This is a genomic window from Acinetobacter sp. D009 (assembly GCF_038562025.1).
GTDB classification, from domain to species: domain Bacteria; phylum Pseudomonadota; class Gammaproteobacteria; order Pseudomonadales; family Moraxellaceae; genus Acinetobacter; species Acinetobacter pittii.
In genome coordinates this window covers 3,196,656-3,218,483 of the sequence record NZ_CP151886.1, presented here as the reverse complement: position 1 = coordinate 3,218,483, position 21,828 = coordinate 3,196,656, and the positions used below count along the sequence as shown (strand labels likewise).

The 21,828-nt window shown below is 39.9% G+C and carries 19 protein-coding genes; 14 read left to right on the top strand and 5 right to left on the bottom strand.

Going from position 1 to position 21,828, the window contains the following annotated elements:
- Positions 1–11: 11 nt before the first annotated feature.
- The 3 genes from AAC388_RS15365 to AAC388_RS15355 all read right to left on the bottom strand — a co-directional run bounded on the left by AAC388_RS15365 (position 12) and on the right by AAC388_RS15355 (position 4,583).
- On the bottom strand, positions 12–881 hold the full coding sequence (locus AAC388_RS15365) for an NAD(P)-dependent oxidoreductase (protein WP_342370886.1): 870 nt from the start codon (positions 879–881) through the stop codon (positions 12–14).
- A gap of 12 nt (positions 882–893) precedes the next feature.
- Complete coding sequence (locus tag AAC388_RS15360; protein ID WP_032005285.1) at positions 894–1,682, bottom strand: crotonase/enoyl-CoA hydratase family protein; 789 nt, start codon at positions 1,680–1,682, stop codon at positions 894–896.
- A 93-nt stretch (positions 1,683–1,775) separates the two neighbouring features.
- Positions 1,776–4,583, bottom strand: coding sequence for an ATP-binding protein (locus AAC388_RS15355; protein ID WP_342370885.1), 2,808 nt, complete (start codon positions 4,581–4,583; stop codon positions 1,776–1,778).
- Positions 4,584–4,755: 172 nt separating this feature from the next.
- On the opposite strand from AAC388_RS15355, the gene cysM reads away from it, so the two are divergent.
- From cysM to AAC388_RS15335, 4 genes are read left to right on the top strand one after another with little or no spacing between them, the layout of a single operon-like run.
- Complete coding sequence (gene cysM, locus AAC388_RS15350) at positions 4,756–5,688, top strand: cysteine synthase CysM (RefSeq protein ID WP_002117176.1); 933 nt, start codon at positions 4,756–4,758, stop codon at positions 5,686–5,688.
- Positions 5,689–5,700: 12 nt separating this feature from the next.
- Positions 5,701–6,519: a 3'-5' exonuclease gene (locus AAC388_RS15345; RefSeq protein ID WP_005066255.1), complete on the top strand. Its 819-nt coding sequence runs from the start codon at positions 5,701–5,703 to the stop codon at positions 6,517–6,519.
- A 9-nt stretch (positions 6,520–6,528) separates the two neighbouring features.
- Positions 6,529–7,920: a 23S rRNA (uracil(1939)-C(5))-methyltransferase RlmD gene (gene rlmD / locus AAC388_RS15340; protein WP_199997440.1), complete on the top strand. Its 1,392-nt coding sequence runs from the start codon at positions 6,529–6,531 to the stop codon at positions 7,918–7,920.
- A gap of 30 nt (positions 7,921–7,950) precedes the next feature.
- Positions 7,951–10,257 (top strand): bifunctional (p)ppGpp synthetase/guanosine-3',5'-bis(diphosphate) 3'-pyrophosphohydrolase, encoded by a 2,307-nt coding sequence (locus AAC388_RS15335; RefSeq protein WP_002117181.1) that lies wholly within the window; start codon positions 7,951–7,953, stop codon positions 10,255–10,257.
- Between the two features lie 46 nt (positions 10,258–10,303).
- Here the strand turns inward: AAC388_RS15335 and AAC388_RS15330 are convergent, their stop codons facing one another.
- A complete protein-coding gene (locus AAC388_RS15330; RefSeq protein ID WP_342370884.1) occupies positions 10,304–11,077 on the bottom strand; it encodes an SDR family oxidoreductase in 774 nt (257 codons plus the stop codon).
- A 112-nt stretch (positions 11,078–11,189) separates the two neighbouring features.
- On the opposite strand from AAC388_RS15330, the gene mazG reads away from it, so the two are divergent.
- From mazG to yjgA, 9 genes are all read left to right on the top strand, one after another.
- Complete coding sequence (gene mazG, locus AAC388_RS15325) at positions 11,190–11,996, top strand: nucleoside triphosphate pyrophosphohydrolase (protein WP_342370883.1); 807 nt, start codon at positions 11,190–11,192, stop codon at positions 11,994–11,996.
- Positions 11,965–12,369, top strand: coding sequence for a ComEA family DNA-binding protein (locus tag AAC388_RS15320; protein WP_342370882.1), 405 nt, complete (start codon positions 11,965–11,967; stop codon positions 12,367–12,369). The genes mazG and AAC388_RS15320 overlap by 32 nt, the downstream gene beginning before the upstream one ends.
- A 125-nt stretch (positions 12,370–12,494) precedes the next feature.
- Positions 12,495–13,958 (top strand): polynucleotide adenylyltransferase PcnB, encoded by a 1,464-nt coding sequence (pcnB, locus tag AAC388_RS15315; protein ID WP_002117192.1) that lies wholly within the window; start codon positions 12,495–12,497, stop codon positions 13,956–13,958.
- Positions 13,955–14,437 carry a 2-amino-4-hydroxy-6-hydroxymethyldihydropteridine diphosphokinase gene (gene folK / locus AAC388_RS15310; protein WP_014208398.1) on the top strand — a complete coding sequence of 161 codons (483 nt, stop codon included), beginning with the start codon at positions 13,955–13,957 and terminating at the stop codon, positions 14,435–14,437. Before pcnB ends, folK begins: the two co-directional genes overlap by 4 nt.
- Positions 14,438–14,482: 45 nt before the next feature.
- Positions 14,483–15,292, top strand: a complete 810-nt coding sequence (gene panB, locus AAC388_RS15305; RefSeq protein ID WP_002117298.1) for a 3-methyl-2-oxobutanoate hydroxymethyltransferase — start codon at positions 14,483–14,485, stop codon at positions 15,290–15,292.
- Between the two features lie 3 nt (positions 15,293–15,295).
- Entirely contained in the window at positions 15,296–16,144 is an 849-nt protein-coding gene (gene panC / locus AAC388_RS15300; RefSeq protein WP_342370881.1) for a pantoate--beta-alanine ligase, read from the top strand.
- Positions 16,145–16,167: 23 nt separating this feature from the next.
- A complete protein-coding gene (rapZ, locus tag AAC388_RS15295; protein WP_002117179.1) occupies positions 16,168–17,019 on the top strand; it encodes an RNase adapter RapZ in 852 nt (283 codons plus the stop codon).
- Positions 17,016–17,285, top strand: a complete 270-nt coding sequence (locus AAC388_RS15290) for an HPr family phosphocarrier protein (protein ID WP_000567533.1) — start codon at positions 17,016–17,018, stop codon at positions 17,283–17,285. Before rapZ ends, AAC388_RS15290 begins: the two co-directional genes overlap by 4 nt.
- Positions 17,286–17,287: 2 nt before the next feature.
- Positions 17,288–17,824, top strand: a complete 537-nt coding sequence (gene yjgA / locus AAC388_RS15285; RefSeq protein WP_014208401.1) for a ribosome biogenesis factor YjgA — start codon at positions 17,288–17,290, stop codon at positions 17,822–17,824.
- A 48-nt stretch (positions 17,825–17,872) separates the two neighbouring features.
- Here yjgA and AAC388_RS15280 read toward each other — a convergent pair whose 3' ends face one another.
- Complete coding sequence (locus AAC388_RS15280) at positions 17,873–19,510, bottom strand: acyl-CoA synthetase (RefSeq protein WP_069030166.1); 1,638 nt, start codon at positions 19,508–19,510, stop codon at positions 17,873–17,875.
- A 393-nt stretch (positions 19,511–19,903) separates the two neighbouring features.
- Between AAC388_RS15280 and thrS the strand changes: the two genes are divergently transcribed.
- Positions 19,904–21,826: a threonine--tRNA ligase gene (gene thrS, locus AAC388_RS15275; RefSeq protein ID WP_002117224.1), complete on the top strand. Its 1,923-nt coding sequence runs from the start codon at positions 19,904–19,906 to the stop codon at positions 21,824–21,826.
- Positions 21,827–21,828: the final 2 nt, after the last annotated feature.

Below are 21,828 nucleotides of genomic sequence, written 5' to 3'. Positions count from 1 at the left end.
TCAAACTCCGTTTATTTTTGCTCTATTAATTGAATCATAGTAGCTAAATCTTTCTCGGCAAAGCCATTTTTTTGGTGAGTTTGTAGCTGTAATAGAGCTTTTTGTGCAACTGGGATATCTAAATTAACATTGTTAGCCAATGTTACTGCGTTGTTAAGATCCTTTGATAATGTTTGAACTTTCCACTGAACAGGCTCGAATGTATGAGTTGCCATGCGTGGTGCAAGTATTTGAAATGGCTTTGAGTCGGCAAATCCACCAGCTAGAGCTGGAGCAAGTAATGTGGTGTCTACACCAGCTCGGTCTGCTAGTGCAACAGCTTCTGCAATAAGAGCACTGTTGGCTGCAACAATGAGTTGATTGCAGATTTTGGTGGCTTGGCCAGTTCCTGTATCTCCCATTCGTGTTACACGTTGAGATAAAACATTATAAACAGGCGTTAATTCTGTAATGGTTTGAGCATCACCACCTGCAAAAATAACAAGTGTGCCTTGTTCTGCACCAGCGGTTCCACCTGATACGGGTGAATCAATCCATGTAACATCATGCGCGGCAGCAGTTTGAGCAAGCGTTTTTGTTGCAGCAACAGATAAGCTCGAGAAATCAACAATTACCTGTTTAGCTTTTAAGTTCGGCTGAATTTGTTCAAATACTGCCTCTACGGCTTTGTCATCTGCCAGACAGATTAAAATAATAGGATATTCGCCAATATTTATAAGATCTAAAGGCTGTGCGCCGATATCAATCAGTTCTTCACATGCAGAAAAGGTTCGATTCCAAACCGCAACTTGAAAGCCAGCTTGAATAAGGCGGGTTGCCATGCGGCTCCCCATAAGCCCTATACCTAAAAAAGCAATAGGGGTATTACGATCAAAATTCATAATCTAAGCTCTTTATTTATATTGGCGTGGTAAAAAATTAACTTCCGGATGTTTGTCTTTTTTACGAGCAAGTTTGCTATTTTTACCAAGTAATAATTTAAGTTGCCAGATTTTTTCTAGACGCAATGACTTTTCAGGTTGGTGTTCCATTGCATCAAGTACACGTTTTGCAGCAGTGAGAGCATCGGGTGAGCGTTGTAACATTTCAGTGGCAATTTCATTTGCTTTTTCTAGCGGAGAGTCACTTAAATGAGTTACAAGACCAATTTCTTTTGCATAATTTCCATCGAAAACACGAGCGGTTAAGGTGAGTTCTTTTGCAAGGTCAACTCCAATTAGTCCCTTCAAGGAGCGAGTAAGTCCCATATCTGGAACTAAACCCCAACGGCTTTCCATAATCGACATTTTTGTGTCTGGATGAGAAATTCGAATATCAGCTGCTAAGGCAAGTTGCATTCCGGCACCAAAACAATATCCTTCAAGAGCTGCAATCACAGGTACAGGTAAATTTTGCCAAATCAGGAATGCTTTCTGGAATAGGCTTTGGCCAGGTTTCACAAGCTCCCAAATGGCAAAAGCGGAGTTTTTCGGATTATTCAGATCAGATAAATCAATTCCAGCACTAAAAACTTGTGCTTCACCTGTCAAAATCACACAGCGGATATCTCTATCTTTTTTAATGGCTTTTGCTGTTGAAACGAGTTCTTTTAATAAGGCAAAACTCATGGCGTTACGTTTATCAGGACGGTTTAGATAAACTGTTGCAATGCCATTATTCTTTTCAATACGTAAAAGTGCCATGAAATTCCCGCTTATTTTTTTATCGATAAGCGGAGCATAACATGGCTGTAATTTGGAAACATGACAGCTCAGTCATACCATTTGGTAGATATGCTAGTCAGGAATCACCAAGATTTGGTGGGCTGCACTTTCTACTTCTTTAACAACAAGTCCCAACTCATCAAAGCGTCTCATAACTTCTTCAATAAAGCTTTCATCGGCTATACGGCGTTCTTTGCGTAGTGTTGAAATAAATTGCTCAAAGTCACCGGTTACTTGTTGTAGTTTTGGAGTCCCTACATAGCGAGTAGCGCCATAAAGACGATGTAAAACATGCTCAAGTTGAGGGAAGTCTTCAAGCTCAATAAGCTGCTGCATTTCGTCTAGCTCAGTTGGGAAGCTATCAACTAACATTTTAAGTAAATCTTGAGCAAGATCTTCTTTGTTTGCTGCAAGCTGCAAGCTTTGTTGCCAGTTTAGAATTTCTGGGTCTAATGCTTCTGCAACGACATGATGGTCTTTATCTGGAGCTTTTGCTGTAAAGTTGTTTTTAGTCCATTGCGTTAAAATCTGAATAATTTGTTCCATTTGAATTGGCTTAGTGACGTAGTCATTCATGCCGACTTTGAGAAGTTTTTGTTTTTCATCGGCAAGGGCATGGGCTGTTAATGCAATAATTGGAAGCTGCATTTCACCATCTAAAGTCGACTCTAATGAACGAATAGCACGCGTGGTATCAATACCTGACATGACAGGCATTTGAATATCCATGAATACTAGATCAAATGGTTTGAGTTTCTGATCGATTCGCTCTTGAATCAGATTAAGCGCTTCTTGACCACTGATTGCTTTAGTTGTTCTAACGTTAAGTTCACCCAGTAGGGCTTCTAAAACAATTAAGTTAGGTAAATGGTCATCCACTGCCAGAATGTGTAAACCCTGACCATTAAAGTCTTGTTGTTCTTCTTCAAATACAGGTTGATCGCTCAACAGTTGAATAAGACCACTTCGGCTGAGTGGTTGATAGAGAGGACGAGCACGATATTCAGTGAGCATATTTGGCTCAAGCGTCATTTGATAGCCATAAACTGCCAAATTACCTTGATAACGACTACGAATTTCTTTTAATAACGCTTCAGTATCACCACTATGATCAACAATGAGCCATGTATTATCTTTCTGATCAAGATGTTTTAAACGACTAAATAAGTCCAGAATCGATTGTGTCTCGATGTGAGGAACATGATAGTTTTCAAGGTAGTAACGTAAAACACTCGCTGTAGCAGGGTGCGCAAGATAAGACACCACTTGTAAATGTTCAAAGTGTGGGTGTTCGATCTCGTAATCTTCATCTACTACAAATTGTGCGGTAAACCAGAAGGTTGAGCCTTTTTCTGTTGGAGCACGTTCCTGATTATCTTCAAAGCCAATTTGGCCATGCATGAGATGGACAAGTTGTTTAGAGATCGCAAGACCTAAACCTGTACCGCCAAATTGACGTGTAACGGATGCATCACCTTGCGAGAATGATTCAAATAATTTTTTACGATCTGTACCGCTTAAACCAATACCACTGTCTTGAACACTAAAATGAAGTAAGCATTGTCCGATATCATCATGTTCCATACGAACACGAACAATAATTTCGCCATCTGGAGTGAACTTAATCGCATTCGAAATCAAGTTAGTCAGAATTTGTTTGAAGCGTAAAGCATCACCAATCACTTGTTGTGGAATATTGTCGGCATAGTAAAAAGCCATAGCGATATGCTTTTGGGCAGCTAGAGGGGACAACATGTCCATGACATCAAAGACAGCTTCTTCTAAATCAAACGGAGCTGTTTCGAGCTCTAATTTACCCGCATCAATTTTTGAGAAATCTAATACATCATTAATTAATGCTAATAAATGGGCAGATGATTTGCGAATAGTTTGCAGGTAAAGGTTTTGTTCGTTATTTAGATTTTGTTGACGAAGTAATAAATGAATAAAGCCATCAATACTGTTTAAAGGCGTTCGAAGCTCATGACTAATATTAGCAAGGAAAACCGATTTCGCTTGGTTTGACGAAATCGCTTGGTCACGTGCTTGACGATAGGTAATGTTTTGAACTTCTAAGGTATCTAACGTTCTTCGTAAGTCTTCTTCGGTTTGTTCGGTGTGTTCTTTTAACTCTAAAAAGCTAAAGTGCAATCGTTTAACAACGTTTGCAATATCACGCTGTAATAAGCGCAATTCACCTGTACTGTTAATGACCATATGCTGGTCCAACGTGTCTGCATTTAAACGTTGCAACTGCATGCGAATTTCGTACATCGGCGCAATCCAGCGACGCGAATAAAAATTCAAGCAAAGTAAAAGTAACAGTAAGGTCATTAAGCCAGTAATGACGAGGGCAATCAAAATACGGTAACGTGCCAATTCTAGTGGCTGATTGTCCATTTCAATGACGAGCCAGACAGGTGTTTTTCCTGATGTATCGCTAATACGAAGTCCATAAATATTGTTGTGGTTATAAGAGATTGGACCAAAAAAATTATTTTTTTCAGAAAAGTTTGGCCAATAACGATTGTCTCGATAACCGATACTTAAATAAGTCTGACCATTGCTATCAATTAACGCAGCACGTTTTAGATTTTTTTCATTAAACATGCTTTGCATGATGTGCTGAGCATGGTCATATTCATCAGGCTGTAGTTCAACTAGGTGGTATAAATCTAGTGCGATTTGATTATAGCGAGCTAAAATTGCTGAGGCATGATGTAGCTGTTGTTGTTTTACTGAATGTGAGGTTTCAGTTAAAACCAGAAAAGCACCAACACACGTTAAAATCATAATGGGCACAAAAATAAGAGCAATCAATTGCCCATATGCATGATTCAGACGTAAGCGTTTCGATAAGGTTTTATTGAAATTAGACATGGCTACATCAGATTTATCTCTCTGTACGGCATCTTATCACGCTTTATTTTAAAACAGACGGCATTTTATAAATGACCGAGCTTTAATCGCTTTCATGAAAAAGCATATTGAAATGGGTGCAGTACCGAGCATTTTTTCATACAATAGGCCCACCTCGATATAGGTGTTGATCATGAGTAATACACAACCTGATTTTTTAGCTGACGAATTTTTGTTAGATCACTATGTAGGTAAGACACCTCTAGTTCGTTTGCAGCGATTAGCTTCTCATACGCAAGCGATAGTTTTAGCAAAATTGGAAGGTAATAATCCGGCAGGTTCTGTAAAAGACCGTCCTGCATATAACATGATTATGCAGGCAGAAAAACGTGGTCAAATTAAACCGGGTGATACTTTAATTGAAGCAACCAGCGGTAATACAGGTATTGCTTTGGCTATGGTTGCGGCAATGCGCGGCTATAAAATGAAACTTATTATGCCGAACAATATGAGCCAAGAGCGTAAGGACGCAATGTTGGCTTATGGCGCAGAGCTGATTGAAGTAACACCACAGCAAGGTATGGAAGGTGCACGTGATTTAGCCTTACAAATGGAAAAAGAGGGTAAGGGGCACGTTTTAAATCAGTTTGGTAATCCTGATAATGTTGAAGCTCATTATCTAACGACTGGTCCTGAAATCTGGAAACAAACAGGCGGTAAAATTACCCATTTTGTAAGTTCAATGGGCACAACCGGTACTATTATGGGTGTTTCTAAATATTTAAAAGAACAAAACCCAGATATTCAAATTGTTGGTTTACAGCCAGCAGACGGATCAAGTATCGCTGGTATTCGCCGTTGGCCAAAAGAATATTTACCTACTATTTTCGATAGTAGCCGTGTGGATCGTATTATTGATATTCCACAAATTGAAGCTGAAAAAACTATGCGTAAATTAGCACGTATGGAAGGTGTTAGTGCTGGTACATCTTCAGGTGGTGCAGTTTGGGCATCAATCAAAATTGCAGAAGAAAATCCGGATGCTGTTATTGTTTGCATTATCTGTGACCGTGGCGATCGCTACTTGTCTACAGGTCTGTTTTCAGTACAGGACGATAACTCATAATTGAGAGAAATAATGCGTTTCCCTACCTTAGTTTTTGATATTGAAACTTTAACTGATTTAAAAGCGGGTGCGCATTTATATCATCTTGATTTACCTGAGGCCGATGTAGAGCAAGCATTGACGAAAATCCGTCGCCAAGAATCTGGTATGGATTTTCAGCGTTTGCCTTTACATGAAATTGTTTGTATTTCTGGCTTATGGATCGATGAGTCTGGTTTTCGATTATTTTCTTTCAGTCGAGAACAATATTCTGAAGCAGAAATTTTGCAGAAATTTCTATCTATTTTTGATAAGCGCCATCCGACTCTAGTAAGTTGGAATGGTTCGCAATTTGATTTACCAGTTATCCTATTTCGCGCTATGTATCATGGGCTCTCTGCACCTGGTCTGTTTGATCAAGGTGAGATTGATAGCCAGAAGCGTTTTAATAATTACCAAAACCGTTATCACCATCGCCATATAGATTTAATGGACGTGATGGCAATGTTTAATGGTCGTAATTTTCAAAAGCTTGATGATATTGCCTGTATTTTAGGTTTACCAGGTAAGCGTGGTGAGTCGGGTTATCATGTGCCTGAATATGTTCGTAATCAACAGTGGTTAAAATTGACGAGTTATTGTGAAGGGGATGTGCTCAATACATGGTTTATTTATTTGCGTTGGTTAGTACTAAAAGGCCAATTAAATGCAGATGAGCATAACCACTGGATCAGTTCGAGTATTGAATATTTACAGACCATGCCACAGCAGGCTGATTTTCTTGAAGTATGGGAACGTACTTCGAAACATACTGAATTTACTTCTCACTATTTTAATTCTTCAGATTTTTAGGTTCATTCTTTGAAACAACAAGCCAAATCTCGCAACCTCCAACAACCTGAATATATTTTTCAGGTTGAAACACTTTCTCATGAGGGGCGTGGAATTGCGCATTATGGTTCTCATCCTGAGCACCCTGCAGATAAGCATGGCAAAAAAGTTTTTATTCGTTATGCATTGCCAGGAGAAACTGTAAAAGCTCGGATTACCCATCAAGCGAAGCGTCTTGAAGAAGCTGAAATGTTGCAGTTGTTAGGAGAACCTTCAGCACATCGTATAGAGGCAATTTGTCCTCATTATGGTATCTGTGGTGGATGTAGCATGCAGCATATTCATCCTGATGAACAAATCCGTTTAAAACAAAATGTACTCCATTCACATTTACAGCATTTTGCAGGTATTCAACCTGAACAGTGGCTAGAACCGATTCGATCTTTACAAAGTGATTATCGTCGTCGTGCTCGAATAGGCGTGCGCTATTTGCCAAAACCAGATCGCTTAATCATGGGTTTTCGCGAACATCATAGTAATCGTTTAACTTCGATCCATAGCTGTAGTGTTTTGGATAAAAACTTATCAAATAGTCTGCCTGAGTTACGCACTTTACTCCAAAGTCTAAAAGGCAAAGCGCACATTGGTCATGTAGAATTAGCAAAAGGTGATAATGAAATTTCTTTATTGGTTCGTCATGTAGAAAAATTAAACAATTCTGATGTCAACCAATTAAAGCAATTTGCGTTACACAAAGGGTGGCAGTTGTATTTGCAACCTAAAGGTCCTGAAAGCATTCGTCGTATTGATGATGAACAAGGTGCTTTACGTTTACACTATGCCTTAGAAAGGTTTAATGTAAATTTTGCTTTTTCGCCATTGGATTTTACTCAGGTCAATGCCACAGTAAATGAACAGATGGTTCAATTGGCATGTGAATTGCTTCAATTGCAACCAGGTGAAAAGGTACTTGATCTATTTTGCGGTTTGGGCAATTTCTCACTCCCGTTAGCACGATGTGTTGGTGAGAGTGGTCAGGTTGTCGGTGTTGAAGGGAGTGAAGAAATGGTGCAGCGAGCAACAGCTAATGCGAGATGCAATAGTTTGGTGCAAGCAACCTTCTTTTCACAAGATTTAACAAAAGATTTTTCGCATCATTCTTGGGCAAATCAAGGATTTGATGCATTATTGATTGATCCTCCTCGTGCTGGTGCATATGAAATTATGCAGTATGTATCAAATTTTGGAGCAAAAAGAATCGTTTATGTATCATGTAATCCAGCTACACTGGCAAGGGATGCGGGTGTTTTGGTCCAATATGGTTACCAGTTAAAAAAAGCAGCAGTGATGGACATGTTTACGCATACCGAACATGTTGAATCCATTGCACTATTTGAAAAAATTCAAGAGATAAACGATTAAAAACATGAGTTACATATTGAGGAGAATGGTATGGTCACAGTACGTGAACAGTTACCTGAACAACTAACCGAGTTGTCAGAGGAAACGACTGTAGAGCATGCCGCCGAAACGCAAATCGGTTTAGCCTCATGGTTGGATCGGGTGCGTGAAATATTAGATGGGGCGGAGCTTGAACAACTTGAAAAAGTCGCTCATTTAACCCTGCAAAAAGAGTTAGATTCAACGGTTAATCATCGTTCCAATACTTTTGCTACAGGCGTTGGAATGGCCGACATTCTGGCACATCTCCATGTAGATGAAGATACTTTATCAGCAGCAATGCTTTATCGTAGTGTGCGTGAAGGCATTACCGATATAGAAGAAGTAAAACAGAAATTCGGGGAGCAAGTTTACAACCTTGTCAAAGGTACTTTGGCAATGGGTAAACTCTCAGAACTTATTGAAAAAAATAAACGGTTAGAAGATCACTTTAATAATAATCAACGAGAACATCTAAGCGGCATTTATAAAATGCTGATTTCGGTGACCGAAGATGTTCGTGTTGTTTTAATTAAACTTGCTGAACGTACTTATTCTTTGCGAGAGCTTGCAAATTCCTCTCGTGAACGCCAAGAACGTGTAGCGCGTGAAATTCTTACTATTTATTCGCCGTTGGCACATCGACTTGGTATTGCTCAGCTTAAATGGGAACTTGAAGATCTAGCATTTCGCTATTTGGCTCCAGATCGCTATAAAGAGATTGCTTCATTACTCAATGAAAAGCGTTTAGAGCGTGAGCATTATATTCAGTTCGTCATTGATCGTTTGAAAAATGAGTTAGCGTCTTACGGCATTGAAGCTGAAATTACAGGGCGTGCAAAACACATTTATTCGATTTATCGAAAAATGAAGAGCAAAAACCTGAGCTTTGACCAACTTTATGACATTCGTGCTTTGCGTGTGTTGGTCAATAGTGTGCCAGAGTGCTACCACTCTTTAGGTATCGTACATCAAATCTGGCGTCATATTCCGCATCAGTTTGATGACTATATTACAAACCCGAAAGCCAATGGTTATCGTTCTTTGCATACGGCTGTAATTGCTGAAAACAAATCTCTTGAAGTGCAAATTCGTACTCACGAGATGCATGATGAAGCAGAGTTAGGCGTATGTTCACACTTTAACTATAAAGAAGGTTCAAAGAATACCGACCATTCTTTTAACCATCGTTTGCATTCATTACGTGCCGTTTTAGAACATTATCAAGAGCGTAATGAAACGACGGTACATCAAAACGAAGATGAAACAGAAGGCTTTGAACAGTTACAAGACTTTGAAGGCTTTGAGAAGATTTATGTTTTCAGTCGTGATGGTGATATTAAAGAATTGCCGCGTGGCTCAACAGTTTTAGATTTTGCCTATCATGTGCATACAGAAGTAGGGAATAAGTGTTATGCGGCGCGGGTCAACCAGCGTTATGTGCCACTTACCTATACTTTAAAAACGGGTGAACAGGTTGAAATTTTAACTAAAAAAGATCGTGAACCAAACCGTGATTGGTTGGTGAACTCTCTTGGTTATATTAAAACCTCTCGTGCACGTGACAAGTTGCGTCATTGGTTTAGGCAGCAAGACCGTAGTAAGAATCTTGAAGTAGGCCGAGAACTGCTTAATAAAGAGTTAGCTCGTCTTGCGATTCACCCAAAAAGTATCGACTTAAACGATTATTCATCACATTTTAATGTGAAGACCGGCGACGACATTTTGGTGAATTTGGTCAGTGGCGATATTAGCTTACATGCCCTGATTAATCAGGTGAACCGCCAAATGCATCTAGATCAGGATGAGCCTGAACTAGTACTTAAACCAACGTTAAATCCGCGTGCTAGCCATACGCTATCAGCACATGGCATTTTAATTGATGGCTTGGATAATGTAGAGCTGCATATCGCTCAGTGCTGTCAGCCGGTGCATGGTGAATCAATCGCTGGATATATTACTTTGAACCGTGGTGTCAGCATCCATAAAGTCATTTGTTCTGACTATCAGCGTATGATTAAGCAAGAGCCAGAGCGTGCTGTTGAAGCTGATTGGGAAATGCAGCCAACACGTGGTCAAAGCGTTCAGATTGTGGTGGAAGCTTATGATCGTCGTGGTCTGCTTAAAGACTTAACTCAAGTGATTTTCTCTGACCAAATCAATATTCGTCAGGTTAATACAATTTCTGAGGCAGATGGTATTGCCAATATGAAGTTGCTCATTGAGGTTAAAGGTTTAGCACAGCTTTCTCGCTTATTGGCTCGCCTAGAGCAACAACCGGGAATTATTAGTGCTCGACGCATGATTCAAGGCGTTTAATAAATTGAGTAAAAAGGCTGTCAAATGACAGCCTTTTTACTGCAAATTATTTTCTAGATAAATAAATATTGGTGAGTCGATTTAGAAACTGAGGGCTCAACGTTGAGAGTTGATAAAGCAGTTTGGTTTTTATACCCACTGGAGTGTGGGTAGGTGTCCAAAAATGAGCCTTTTTCTCTACAAGCGTAAGCACCTGCTGAGCAATATCATTTGGGGTTAAATCTATCCCCATATTCTGAATGCTGCCTGCATCCATATTGTTAACCATTGCAGTTTGTACAAATAGCGGCATCACATCTAAAACGCGAATACCATATTTTTTCCATTCCACATCTAAACCTTCAGTAATCCCGCGAACAGCAAATTTACTGGCTGAATAAGAGATTAAATCAGCTTGACCATAAATTGCAGAAGCCGAAGAGAGGTTGATAACGCGTGCAAAAGACGCTTGCTTTAAGTAGGGTAGAGCAGCGTGACAGCCATTGATTACGCCGTTTACATTAATATTTATTGTTCTTTGGTGAGCTTTAATATCAGTTGCTTCAAATGCACCAGAATATAAAATACCGGCATTATTTACCAAGATATTAAGTTCACCAGCCCATTCGGTAAATTCTTTTAATATGTGTTGCCACTGGCTGTAGTCACTTACATCTAGATAGCCGGCACGGGCATTTGGCCCTAAGTCATTTGCTAGTTCCTGAGCAAGCGATTCATTAATATCATAAATACCTACTTTATATCCTTGTTTGTAGAATACGCGTGCAATTTCAGCCCCAATACCTTGAGCGGCACCACTAATCAGAATACTGTATCTCATCTTTTTTCTCTTTGTCAGTACAATAGTGCGACTGATTTAATCGCTTTGATTTTGATCATAACAAATTAAAATCTTAGTTTGACTGACCGACTTTTTAAACTTGAGGGTTACCATGGATAAATTGCTTAAAATCATGCAAGAGTTACGTGAAAAATGTCCGTGGGATCAACAACAAACCCCAATGTCACTAACTAAATATGCGATTGAAGAAGCATATGAGGTCGAGGCGGCCATCCGCCATGGCGATATTAATGAAATTAGAAATGAACTAGGCGATTTGTTATTACAGGTTGTGTTTCAATCACAAATGTTTAGTGAGCAAGGCGCTTTTAACTTTCAAGATGTTGTTGAGGCAATAAGTGAAAAGTTAATACGCCGTCATCCCCATGTTTTTCAGGCAGATCAATTTAATAATTTAACACCAGAACAAGTAAGTGAGCTTTGGAAACAAATTAAACAACAAGAAAAACAAGGTAAGCCGCAATCAAGATTAGATGAAATAAAGCATGGGCCAGCATTGTTACAGGCACAAGAAATTCAAACAAATGTAGCTAAGGTTGGGTTTGATTTCGAAACGGTAGAAGATGCCTATGAAAAACTAGAAGAAGAATTGGATGAGTTTAAGCAGGCCCTGAAAAATCAAAATATTGATGAAATTCAAGATGAATTTGGAGATTGCCTGTTTTCATTAGTCAATGTTGGACGTAAACTTGCGATTTCAAGTGAAACATCACTTTTATCGACAATACATAAATTTAGAAGCCGTTTTGCTTTTATTGAAGATCAAGCGCAAAAACAGCAAAGAACATTAGAGGACATGACCCTGTCTGAAATGGATGAATTGTGGAATCAGGCAAAGCGGCAGTTAAAGTTAGGGGAAAAAACACATGCAGCTCAGCATGAATCTTTGGAAGAATAAGCACAATATTTTCATTGTTTTATTTTGGAGCCTGATTTCTTCAACCTTTGTTCAGGCTCAATCTTTTGATCAAAATTTTAAGGAGTGGAAGACTAAACAGCAGAGGTATGATCAGAAGTTGAGCATGCAGCGCTCCGCTCATTCTAACAGTCCAAAAAGTTCAGTTATGACTGATTCGTCAGGGCAAATTCACTTGAATCAAGCCAATATTGATGAGCTCCAAAAGCTAAAAGGTATTGGTGAGAAAAAGGCTCAGGCAATTGTGGAATACCGTCAAAAGAATGGTGGCTTTAAAAATATTGATGAATTTAAAAACGTAAAGGGCATTGGTCCCGCCATTTTTGAAAAGAATAAAACGCGTTTGACTTTATAAATCATCTGTCTGTCAATTATCATTTCATGCGCAAACTACAGAGAATCAAATTGCCCTTTGTGTGCGTTAGAGCTATGATTAGCGACAACTTGTTATTTACGTCCTGACGTAGGAGACAGCGTCTTTTGCAAACCTTGCGAGCGTCAAAATGTGGTTTGTCCACAGCCCAACTTCCTTCTTCGATTTTAGATGTGATCGATAGCCTGACAAAAGCTGGCTATGAAGCTTATATTGTTGGGGGTGGTGTCCGTGATTTAATGCTAGGGCTTAATCCTAAAGATTTCGATGCAGTCACTAATGCAACACCTTCCCAGATTAAAGAAGTTTTTGGTCGACGTTGTCGAATCATTGGCCGTCGATTTGAATTAGCACATGTCTATTCAGGGCGTGAGCTTATTGAAGTTGCAACTTTCCGTGCTCCTCCAAAAAAAGCAGTCACTAGTGCTTCAGGCATGATTTTACGTGACAATAACTGGGGAACCATCGAACAAGACTTTGCTCGCCGTGATTTTTCAATCAATACGCTATATTACCAACCGCGTAAGAGTATTGTGCTTGATTTCTGCAAAGCAATTGACGATGTAAAAAATAAAACTCTACGTTTATTGGGCGATCCAGCACAGCGCTTCGAAGAAGACCCTGTGCGTATGCTGCGGACTTTACGTTTTGCAGCGAAGTTAAATTTTAAAATTGATTCAGATATTCTCGATATATTTGATGCAGAGATGACGCAACTATTGCGTGATGTTTCTCCGCATCGTTTATATGATGAATCTCAGAAGCTCTTTACAATGGGACATTTGGCGCGTGTTTTGCCAATGTTGATTGAGTTTGGTGTTTGGAAACAACTCTTTGCCGATATTCAGCCTAACCTCACTCCATTTATTTTAAGAGCAGCAAAGAATACAGATCAGCGTATTCAAGTGGGTAAAACAATCAACCCTGCATTTTTCTATGCAGTCTTATTGTGGCAACCATTTTTAGAGCGTTGTGAATTTTATTTATCTAAAGGTGTGGTACCAGCTGAAGCGCGTGCACAAGCTGGTTTAGATGTCTTAAAACGTCAGGCAACACGCACTGTGATTCCTCGTTTTGCAGAAACTTTTATTCGTGAAGTTTGGGAAATGCAGACCCGTTTGCTTAATCCGAAACCACAGCAAATTGAAGCATTGGCTGGACATGCGCGTTTCCGTGCTGGTTTTGACTTCTTGTTACTTCGTGAAAAGTCAGGTGATGACACGACACAGGGAATGGGAAGCTGGTGGGAAGCCTACCAAGAAATGTCGAATGACGAAAAAGAAGCTGCAATTAGCCAGTACAATCGTCAGAAAGCTAGAAACCGTCGTAAAGCCGTTGCTGAACCTGTTGAAAACAATAAAGTTGAGACGGAAATCGAACCTTTGGTTGATATTCCTGAACCACGCAGCCGTCGTGGGAAAAAAGAACGTGCTCGACAAGAACAATCGATGGGTCGTTTCGTTGAAAAAGCCTCTGCTTCAGAAGCTGGGGTGATGAGCGACCATCCGATTTTGAAGCGTAAGCGAGTACAACGCGATTTAAGCCAAGTTATTTTTGGGCCAACGCAATGACAACGAAGACCTATATTGGTTTAGGAAGTAATTTGGGTGATTCGCGCCAAATCTTATCTGAAGCCATTGCTAAGCTTAAAACTTTAGGTGGAGTGAAAGTTTCTAAACTTTATCAAAGTCCACCTATGGGGCCTCAAGATCAACCAAATTATTTAAATGCAGTTGCAGAGCTAAATACAGATCTCATGCCTTTAGATTTGTTAGACCAGTTACAGCGATTTGAGCAAGAAGCTGGTCGTGTACGCCTTCGTCGTTGGGGAGAGCGTACCTTAGATCTAGATTTGCTTATATATGGTGATGAAAAAATTCAAAATGAGCGCTTAACTGTGCCACACATTGGAATTCTAGAGCGAGATTTCGTTGTAATTCCATTATTAGATTTAGACGCTGATTTACATATTAACGATCAGCCACTTAAAAATTTAGAACTCATACAGCAGCCAACGCTGACTGTACTTGCTGATGAGTCTTGGGCTTAACGCCTGACTTATTACGTTCTGCAAACTCCTGTAGAGGATACCATCATGATTAGTCTAAGTGACTTAAGAAAATTTAAAGCCGAAGGACGTAAGTTCTCTTGTCTAACTTGTTACGATGCGAGTATGGCAAAAGCAATGGAACTTGCTGAAATTGATACAATCTTAATTGGTGATTCTCTTGGAATGGCAATTCAAGGTCGTGACTCAACTTTACCTGTAACTGTTGAGGACATGGCTTACCATACGGCGGCTGTGCGTCGTGGTAACCAGCATGCTTTGATTATGACTGACTTACCATTTATGAGTTATGCCACCTTAAATGATGCTTTGCAAAACGCAAGAACAGTTATGCAAGCTGGTGCCCAGATGATCAAAATCGAAGGCGGCGCTTGGCTAAGTGAAACTGTACAAGTGTTAACTCGTAATGGTGTACCTGTGTGCGTACATTTAGGTTTAACTCCTCAATCTGTACACGTATTTGGCGGTTACAAATTACAAGCTAAAACACGTGAAGCAGCTGATCAACTTATTGCTGACTGTACGGCAGTGGTTGAAGCAGGTGCGGCAGTTCTATTGCTTGAATGTGTTCCTGCTCAGTTGGGACAAGAAATTGCTGAACTATTTCCAAATACACCTGTGATTGGTATTGGTGCGGGTAATGCGACTGATGGTCAGGTACTTGTAGTACAGGATATGTTGGGTTTAACTTTTGGTCGAGTTGCGCGTTTTGTCCGTAACTTTATGAAAGAACAATCTGGCGAAACAGCAATTCTAGACGCTTTTAAAGCTTTTCATGCTGCTGTGCAGGACCAGTCATTTCCAGCCAAAGAACATACTTTCCACGTTGAGCTGTAATTCATGAAAACAGAAACCACCATACAAGGTCTTGCAGCTTCTTTAAATCCTGCTAGAGCTGCGCGTAAAATTATTGGTTTTGTCCCAACAATGGGAAATCTACATGAAGGACATCTCACACTTGTTCGTGAAGCGAAAAAGTTATGTGATGTTGTAGTTGTTAGTATCTTCGTAAATCCAACTCAATTTGGACCGGGTGAAGATTTTGATAACTATCCTCGTACTTTAGAACAAGATAGTCGTCTATTAGCCGATGTTGGTTGTGACATTATTTTTGCTCCATCAGTTGAGCAAATGTACGGTACTCAGCCACGTTTAACCAATATAAGTGTTAACCAAATTACTGATGCTTTATGTGGTAGTTCACGTCCTGGGCATTTTGATGGCGTAGCTTTGGTGGTCACCAAACTCTTTAATATTGTGCAACCTAACTATGCTTTCTTTGGTCAAAAAGATTACCAACAGTTAGCAGTGATTCGCCAGTTTGTACAAGATTTAAATATCCCGCTAGAAGTAATTGGTGTGCCAATTGTTCGTGCAGCAGATGGCTTGGCTCTTAGTTCAAGAAATGGTTATTTAAGTCCTGAGCAACGTCAAGTCGCTCCGGTTATTTATCAGAGTTTAAAGCAAGCTGAGCAGCATTTACATCAAGGTAAAGATCTACAACAAGTTTTAGAAGATATCAAAACTCAGTTGACAGATAATGGGTTTGTTGTGGATTATGTCGAAGCTCGTCAGTCAAATCTGTTACCTGCTACTCAGTTTGATCGTGATATTGTGTTGTTCATCGCGGCAAAATTGGGTGCAACTCGTTTGATTGATAATTTAGAAGTTGCCTTTACACCCCAATAAACAGATCAAAGGACAGCCATGCCATGAAGCGTATACTTATCGTGACAGGACAGTCTGGTTCAGGAAAATCTTCAGCTCTCCAAGTGTTAGAAGATTTGGGCTATTACTGTATTGATAATTTGCCTTTGGCATTGCTGCCCGAAATTGTTGCAAAGCTAGATCATGAAAATAACCTAGAGCAATTGGCATTAGGTGTGGATGTTCGAAGCACTCGTGCAGATATGCAAGAGTTCGACCATGTTTTTGAGCAACTACAAAAACATGGCACAGTTGATGTGATTTATCTGACTACGCAAGATCAGGATTTGATCGCACGTTTTAGTGCATCACGTCGTCCGCATCCATTGGCCAATCGTTTTAAAAGTCTGTTGCAATGTATTCATGAAGAAAAGCAGTTACTGCTCCCAATTCAGTTCCGCGCTACGGTTCATATTGATACAACAGATAAAAGTGTTCATGATCTAAAGCATATTTTACTGTCTAAATTGGGGCAGTCAGATAAGCTCATCGTGATATTGCAGTCATTTGGATATAAACATGGCATTCCTTTAGATGCTGATTATGTTTTTGATGTACGGCATTTACCAAATCCGCATTGGGATTTAGAATTGAGACGTTTTTCTGGTTTGGATGAGCCAGTAAGACTATTTTTAGAAGCAAGTCCGCAAGCAAACGAAATGTTTGATGATATTCTTCACTTCTTAAAAAAATGGCTTCCAGCATTTGCTGAAGGACATCGTCACTATATGACGATTTCTATTGGTTGTACTGGTGGTCAACATCGTTCCGTTTATATCGTAGATAGACTAAAACAAGCACTTGAGGCAGAATGGTCTGTTCAGGTCTTACACAGAGAAATGAAGCACTGGTCATGATAGACACAACTGTTGATGTAATTAATAAACTCGGTTTACATGCTCGTGCATCAGGAAAACTGATAGAGGTCACTACAAAATTTCGTTCGTCGATCCAAATTGGAAAAGGCGATCATTTAGTAGATGCAAAAAATATTATGTCTTTGCTGATGTTAGGTGCAGGTAAAGGGACCACTTTACGATTGGTCATTGATGGTACCGACGAAGAGCAGGCATTAAATGAAGTACAGGCGTTATTCGCCGCAAAATTTTATGAGGCAGATTAATCGTGGCACGTCGTCCCCAACGTTATACTGAAGAAGATTTTGGCTCTTTAGAAGGACGTGCAAGTAAGACAGAGCAGAAAAAAGCAGTTCAACGTATGGCTGCTTTAGGTGAGCAATTAGCACAACTTTCTGTTAAACAGATTCAAAAACTCCCAGTTGATGAACGTTTAATTGATGCGTTAATGGAAGTACAGAACATTAGTTCTTTTGAAGCCCGTCGTCGTCAGTTTCAACGTATTGGTAAATTATTGCGCAATGAAGATGAGACCGTTATTTTGTCTTATCTAACTCCGCAGCAAGGCGCAAAAAAGCAGGCTCAATTGATGCGTTGGGTTGATCGTATGATCGAACAAGGCGACCCTGCAATTAATGAATTTAGCAAAATTTATAATGCATCGGAACGTCACACATTGCGTCAGCATGTGTTGAGAATCAAGCGTGATAAGACTCAAGAAGTGAGTGAAGCAGAGCTTGAGGCATCAAAAGGTAAATTTGTTAACTATGTGCAGCAAATTGCCTTATTGTCTGATCAAGGCTAATTGCTCTTCAATAGTAAAAAGCGACGCTGAAGGCGTCGCTTTTTTTATTTATATATTTTCAGCTCGTTCTTTTGCCCATTCGCGCAAAATGAATTTCTGTAATTTACCTGTCGATGTTTTCGGAATTTCTGTAATAACCACATCTTTAGGCACTTTAAAGCGCGCTAATTCTTTTTGGCAGTGTGCAATAATTTCTTCAGGTGTTGCAGTAGTACCCATCTTTAATTCAATAAACGCGCATGGTACTTCTTGCCAACGTGCATCGGGTTTAGCGACTACCGCAGCGGTTAATACAGCAGGATGTTTATACAAAACATCTTCTACTTCTAAAGATGAAATGTTTTCTCCACCTGAAATAATGATGTCTTTTGAACGATCAGTAATTTTTGCATAACCATCTGGGTGACAAACGGCTAGGTCGCCCGTGTGAAACCATCCGCCAGCAAAGGCTTCTTGAGTTGCTTTAGGGTTCTTTAAATAGCCTTTCATGACAATATTGCCACGGAACATGATTTCTCCCATGGTTTGACCATCATTAGGCACAGGTTCCATAGTCTCGGGATCTAACACACGCATGCTGTCTTGCAACGGGTAGGGTACGCCTTGACGGGAATGAAGTTGGGCTTGTTCAGCAATTGATAGCTCATTCCATCCAGATTGAGAAGCACATAGGGCAGAAGGTCCATAAGTTTCTGTTAAGCCATATACATGGTTTACGTTAATCCCCATGTTTCGCATCCCTTCAATAATGGCAACAGGTGGAGCTGCCCCGGCAACCATGACTTCAACATGGTGATCAAAGTTCGTTTGTTTTTCTTTAGGTAAGTTAAGAATCATTGAAAGAACAATAGGCGCACCACAGAAATAATCAACTTTATGGGCTGCAATCAATTGCATGACTAATTCTGGATCGACTTTGCGTAAACAAATATTGGTTCCACCACTTGCTGCTATGCTCCATGCAAAACACCAGCCATTGCAATGAAAGAGGGGTAGTGTCCATAAATACACAGCACGCGGTTTCATTCCACAAGCCAAGATATTGCTTGCAGCATTAAGATAAGCCCCGCGATGATGATAGACCACACCTTTAGGATTACCTGTAGTTCCAGATGTGTAATTTAAGCTAATCGCATCCCATTCATCTTCTGGTAAATGCCAAGAGAAGTTAATGTCGCCTTGAGCGATCCATTCTTCATATTCAAAAGAACCTAAAAACTGATTTTCACCTTCATATTCTGTATCGGCTACATCAATTACAATAATGTGCTGGTTAGGAATAAGTGAGAGGGCTTCTCTTGCCAAATTCACAAATTCAGGATCAACCAACAGCACTTTACTTTCAGCATGTTCCAACATGAAAGCGATTGTTTTTGCATCTAAACGTGTATTGAGGGTATTAAGTACCGCACCCGCCATAGGAACTGCAAAATGTGCTTCAATCATGGCTGGAATATTTGGCAATAAGACAGATACCGTATCATTTTTCTCAATTCCCAGTTGCTTGAGCTGAGATGCAAATTGACAGCAGCGCTGATAAGTTTCTTTCCATGAAATTTGACGCTTACCATGAATAATTGAAGCTTGATCTGGGTAAATATAAGCCGCACGCTCTAGGTAGCGTAGAGGTGATAACGCAACAAAGTTTGCGGGTGTGCGTGGTAACTCATCATAAGCACTAACCATGTGAAACAACTCCGTGTTCTATTTTTAATTCATTCTTTGAACATATGATTTAATATTAATCAAAGCATCTATGCTTTAGTCTTAAAGAACGATACCCTCCAGTCAAAAAATGAGCAGAAATGCTATTTTCTTCATCTTAAACCACTTGTGTTAAACATGTTTAAAAATCATCTCAATATATTTTTTAAGTCATTTATTACTGTTTACGTGATAAGCAAAATGTATTTATGATTTTATGGACTCAAAGGTTTTCACATTGCTTGAACAAGTGTAAAATCTTTCAGGTTTTTTAACTTTGATTTACACCGTTTTTATATTTTGAGGTTCGCCTCGATCATAATCTCGCGGTGAAATGCTCCTTCGTATAGGGCATCACTCCTTAAGGATTTTTTTATGCCAATTATCACATTGCCAAATGGCGATCAAAAGAGTTTTGATCACGCTGTATCTGTTATGGAAGTTGCCCAAAGTATTGGGCCTGGTCTAGCAAAAAATACTGTTGCTGGCCGTGTAAATGATCGCTTAGTTGATGCATGTGACTTAATTACCGAAGATTCGACCTTACAAATTATCACTCCAAAAGATGAGGAAGGTCTTGAAATTATTCGCCATTCTTGTGCTCACCTTGTAGGGCATGCTGTTAAACAGCTTTTCCCGGAAGCCAAGATGGTGATTGGTCCAGTCATTGAAGAAGGTTTTTACTACGACATCTGGATGCCACGTCCTTTTACTTTAGATGATATGGCAGCTATCGAAGAGCGTATGAAAAAGCTCATCGATCAAGATTACGATGTCGTTAAAAAAATGACACCACGTGATGAAGTTATTGCTGAATTTACTGCGCGTGGCGAAGAATATAAATTACGCTTGATTGCAGACATGCCTGAAGAAACACAAATGGGCTTGTACTACCATCAAGATTATTTGGATATGTGTCGTGGTCCACACGTACCGAATACCAAATTCTTAAAATCGTTCAAGCTCACTAAAATCTCTGGTGCATACTGGCGTGGTGATGCGAAGAACGAACAGCTTCAACGTATTTATGGTACAGCTTGGGCAGACAAAAAACAGCTCGCTGCATACATCAAACGTATCGAAGAAGCTGAAAAGCGTGACCATCGTAAAATTGGTAAAGCTTTAGACTTGTTCCATATGCAAGAAGAAGCACCGGGTATGGTGTTCTGGCATCCAAATGGCTGGACTATTTACCAAGTACTTGAACAATATATGCGTAAAGTTCAGCAAGACAACGGTTACCTTGAGATTAAAACACCACAAATTGTAGATTTTACACTGTGGGAAAAATCAGGTCATGCGGCGAACTATGCTGACAACATGTTTACAACTCATTCTGAGAATCGTAACTATGCCGTTAAGCCAATGAACTGCCCATGTCACGTGCAAGTGTTCAACCAAGGTTTGAAGTCTTACCGTGATTTACCGATTCGTTTAGCAGAGTTTGGTTCTTGTCATCGTAACGAACCATCAGGTTCTTTACACGGCATTATGCGTGTACGTGGCTTTACACAAGATGACGCGCACATCTTCTGTACTAAAGAACAGATCGGTCAAGAAGTTGCAGACTTTATTAAGCTGACTTTAGAAGTTTATAAAGATTTTGGCTTTGAAGAAGTGCAAATGAAACTTTCTACACGTCCAGAAAAACGTGTCGGTGATGATGCACTTTGGGATATGGCTGAAAAATCTTTAGCAGATGCTTTAGATGCAGCAGGTCTCGAATGGGAATTACAACCTGGTGAAGGCGCATTCTACGGTCCGAAAATTGAATTCTCATTGAAAGACTGTCTCGGACGTGTATGGCAGTGTGGTACTATTCAGTGTGACTTCAACTTGCCAGAACGCTTAGATGCGTCTTATGTGACTGAAGACAATGATCGTGATCAGCCTGTGATGTTGCATCGTGCAATTCTTGGCAGTTTTGAGCGTTTTATTGGTATACTAATTGAACACTACGCTGGTTTCATGCCACCTTGGTTGTCGCCGTTACAAGCATGTGTCATGAATATTACGGACTCTCAAGCTGAAGCTTGTGAGAAAGTCGTAGCAAAACTCAAAGAAAATGGCCTTCGTGCTATTTCTGACTTGAGAAATGAAAAAATCGGATTTAAGATTCGTGAGCGTACTCTAGAGCGTATTCCTTACCTATTAGTTCTTGGTGATCGAGAAGTTGAAGAAGGTACAGTGAATGTGCGTACCCGCTCAGGAAAAAATTTAGGTACTATGTCAGTAGATGCATTCATTGACTTAGTGAAGTCTGCCGTCGCCGAACGTGGCCGGTATATTGTGGAGTAAGA